Consider the following 3,253-nt stretch of genomic DNA (forward strand, 5'->3'; position numbering starts at 1 on the left):
CGGCGGCACTGACGGCATTTCGGATCGAGATTACGAGCCACTTGTCTTTCTCCTTAGATGCGGCGCTTTTTGGGCGGACGGCAACCGTTATGCGGCACCGGCGTCACGTCGGAAATCGCAGTAATCTTCATGCCCAACGCGTTCAGTGCGCGGACCGAAGATTCACGACCAGGGCCGGGACCCTTGATGCGAACTTCCAGATTCTTGACGCCACATTCCTGAGCAGCCTTGCCAGCGGCTTCAGCGGCAACCTGAGCAGCAAACGGGGTGGACTTGCGCGAACCGCGGAAGCCGGCACCACCGGAAGTAGCCCACGATAACGCATTGCCCTGGCGATCGGTGATGGTGATGATGGTGTTATTGAAAGAAGCGTGGATGTGGGCGATGCCCTCAGCAACGTTCTTCTTAACTTTTTTGCGAACTTTAGTAGCAGTCTTTGCCATGTTCTGTCCCTATTACTTCTTGCCAGCAATGGCCTTGCGCGGACCCTTGCGAGTGCGAGCATTGGTACGGGTGCGCTGACCACGGCAGGGCAAGCCCTTGCGATGGCGAAGGCCACGGTAGCAACCGAGGTCCATCAGACGCTTAATGTTCATTGTGACTTCGCGACGCAGATCACCTTCAACGGTGAACTTGCCGACTTCGTCACGCAGCCGATCCATGTCCGCATCGGACAGGTCTTTCATTTTGGTAGAACGAACGATGCCGGCCGCGTCGCAAATTTTTTGCGCGCGGGTGCGGCCGATGCCGAAAATCGCGGTCAAAGCGATCTCTGCATGCTGATGGTTCGGAATGTTTACCCCTGCGATACGGGCCATTGAATCACTCCACTATTTCAAAATTAACAAATGCCGACACCAAAGCGATTAGCCCTGACGCTGCTTGTGACGCGGGTCCTTGCAAATAACGCGCACGACACCCTTGCGACGGATGACTTTGCAATTGCGACACACGCGCTTAACTGAAGGATGCACTTTCATGTTTAACTCCTCGTCTGCGAGAGCTTGGAAGCAGCCGTGATTCCTTGCCCTGCGGTTTATTGCGTAGAGAACTCTTTTACTTGACCCGGAAAACGATTCGGGCTCTGCTTAAATCATATGGCGTCAACTGCACGGTCACTTTTTCTCCGGGAATAATGCGGATGTAATGTAATCGCATCTTTTCGGAAATGAAACCAACCACAACATAGCCTTTTATAGCTTGATCCTGAAGGTCGCATTTGGGAGATTTTCAACAACCTCGCCTTGCATTTCTGTGTAACCCACTTTCGCCTTAAGCGATTACTTGATCATGGGAGCGCCTTTGAAATTTGCCTTCTTCAGCAAGCTTTCATACTGGTGCGACATCACGTATGCCTGAACCTGCGACATAAAATCCATAGTAACGACGACTATAATCAACAGGGAGGTGCCGCCAAAATAGAATGGCACATTCCATTTCAGGATCAAAAATTCTGGCAACAGACAAACAACAGTAATGTAGGCCGCCCCAATCAGCGTTAAGCGCATCAAAATCTTGTCAATATAGCGAGCCGTTTGCTCCCCCGGGCGAATACCGGGCACGAAAGCACCGCTTTTCTTAAGGTTGTCTGCAGTTTCCTTGGAGTTGAACACAAGGGCTGTGTAGAAAAAACAGAAAAAAACGATCGCCGATGCGTAAAGCATGACGTAAATCGGCTGGCCCGGCGACAAAGTACCGGCCACATCCTTCAACCAGTGCATTGACTCGCTGGCACCAAACCAGTTGGCTACAGTAGCCGGGAACAGAATGATTGAAGAAGCGAAGATCGGCGGGATAACACCAGACATGTTCAACTTGAGCGGCAGATGCGAACTCTGACCACCATAAATTTTGTTGCCAACCTGACGCTTAGCGTAATTGACCAGAATCTTTCGCTGACCACGTTCAACAAAGACCACGAAGCCGGTCACGACAACGACCAAGACACAGATGATCAGCGCCGTCAGCGGATGCATGGCACCCGTACGAACCAGTTCAAGCAGGCCGCCGATAGCATTCGGCAAACCGGCCGCGATACCAGCGAAAATAATAATCGAGATGCCATTACCCAAGCCACGCTCGGTGATCTGCTCACCCAACCACATCAGGAACATCGTGCCGGTAAGCAGGGTCGAAACGGTGGTAAGGCGGAACATGAAGCCTGGGTCATTCACCAGCCCGGCCTGCGCTTCAAGCGCTACGGCAATACCCAATCCTTGGAAGAGGGCAAGAATCACCGTTCCGTAGCGGGTATATTGAGTAATCTTCCTACGTCCGGCCTCACCCTCTTTTTTAAGGGCTTCGAGTTGCGGACTGGCGACACTCATCAGTTGCATGATGATCGAAGCCGAAATATACGGCATGATCCCCAGTGCAAAAATCGTAAATCGCGACAAGGCACCACCCGAGAACATATTGAACATGCCCAAGATGCCGCCTTGCTGCGAATTAAAGAGATCGGCCAGTGCGTTGGGGTCAATCCCAGGAACCGGAATATGGGCGCCAACGCGGTAAACAACCAGCGCGCCCAGCAGGAACCATAGCCGGCGCTTGAGATCGCCGAACTTGCCACCTTTGCCAACGGTATTGGGATTTGCTGCCAACGTTCTAACCTTTCCCTGTCTTACTCAGCGATGACCGAGCCACCAGCGGCTTCGATTGCAGCCTTGGCGCCCTTGGTAGCGCCCACGCCCTTGAGGACAACCTTGCGGACGATAGCGCCAGAGAGAATGACTTTGGCAGCGAGAGCGTCACCCGGAACGATTCCAGCGACTTGCAGGGCAAGGAGATCAATCTCTTCAACCGGCAGACGCTCGAGATCGGTCAGACGGACTTCGTAGTTGCGAGCACGGGTCAGCGAATTGAAGCCGCGTTTCGGTAGGCGGCGCTGCAAAGGCATCTGACCGCCTTCGAAGCCAACCTTGTGGAAGCCGCCCGAACGGGATTTTTGACCCTTGTGGCCGCGACCGCAGGTCTTGCCAAGGCCAGAACCGATGCCACGACCGACGCGTTTGGCAGCTTTCTTGGAGCCTTCACCCGGCTTGATAGTATTCAGACGCATGGCTTAACCCTCAACCTTAACGAGATACTGAACTTTCTGGATCATGCCGCGCACAGACGGCGTATCCACCAGTTCAGAGGTACTGTTCAGCTTGCGCAGACCCAGACCGCGCACGGTGGCGCGGTGATCCTGCTTGGTACCGATGATGCTCTTGACGAGCTTCACTGTGATTTTCTTGTCAGCCATGACTTA

Annotated in this window: 6 protein-coding genes and 1 pseudogene; all 7 read right to left on the reverse strand. The window is 53.5% G+C overall.

Going from position 1 to position 3,253, the window contains the following annotated elements; translation table 11 throughout:
- Positions 1-53: 53 nt before the first annotated feature.
- A complete protein-coding gene (rpsK, locus tag ADADOO_RS11530; protein ID WP_066880003.1) occupies positions 54-443 on the reverse strand; it encodes a 30S ribosomal protein S11 in 390 nt (129 codons plus the stop codon).
- Between the two features lie 12 nt (positions 444-455).
- Positions 456-818: a 30S ribosomal protein S13 gene (gene rpsM, locus ADADOO_RS11535; protein WP_117607664.1), complete on the reverse strand. Its 363-nt coding sequence runs from the start codon at positions 816-818 to the stop codon at positions 456-458.
- Positions 819-866: 48 nt separating this feature from the next.
- A complete protein-coding gene (gene rpmJ, locus ADADOO_RS11540) occupies positions 867-980 on the reverse strand; it encodes a 50S ribosomal protein L36 (protein ID WP_226403541.1) in 114 nt (37 codons plus the stop codon).
- Between the two features lie 76 nt (positions 981-1,056).
- Positions 1,057-1,250: pseudogene (infA, locus tag ADADOO_RS11545) on the reverse strand (translation initiation factor IF-1).
- Positions 1,251-1,280: 30 nt separating this feature from the next.
- Positions 1,281-2,603 carry a preprotein translocase subunit SecY gene (gene secY / locus ADADOO_RS11550; protein WP_511277654.1) on the reverse strand — a complete coding sequence of 441 codons (1,323 nt, stop codon included), beginning with the start codon at positions 2,601-2,603 and terminating at the stop codon, positions 1,281-1,283.
- A 20-nt stretch (positions 2,604-2,623) separates the two neighbouring features.
- Positions 2,624-3,061 (reverse strand): 50S ribosomal protein L15, encoded by a 438-nt coding sequence (gene rplO / locus ADADOO_RS11555; RefSeq protein WP_511277655.1) that lies wholly within the window; start codon positions 3,059-3,061, stop codon positions 2,624-2,626.
- Positions 3,062-3,064: 3 nt separating this feature from the next.
- On the reverse strand, positions 3,065-3,247 hold the full coding sequence (rpmD, locus tag ADADOO_RS11560; protein ID WP_226403537.1) for a 50S ribosomal protein L30: 183 nt from the start codon (positions 3,245-3,247) through the stop codon (positions 3,065-3,067).
- Positions 3,248-3,253 lie beyond the last annotated feature (6 nt).

The organism is Azonexus sp. (genome assembly GCF_036170495.1).
In the GTDB taxonomy this organism is placed as follows: Bacteria; Pseudomonadota; Gammaproteobacteria; order Burkholderiales; family Rhodocyclaceae; genus Azonexus.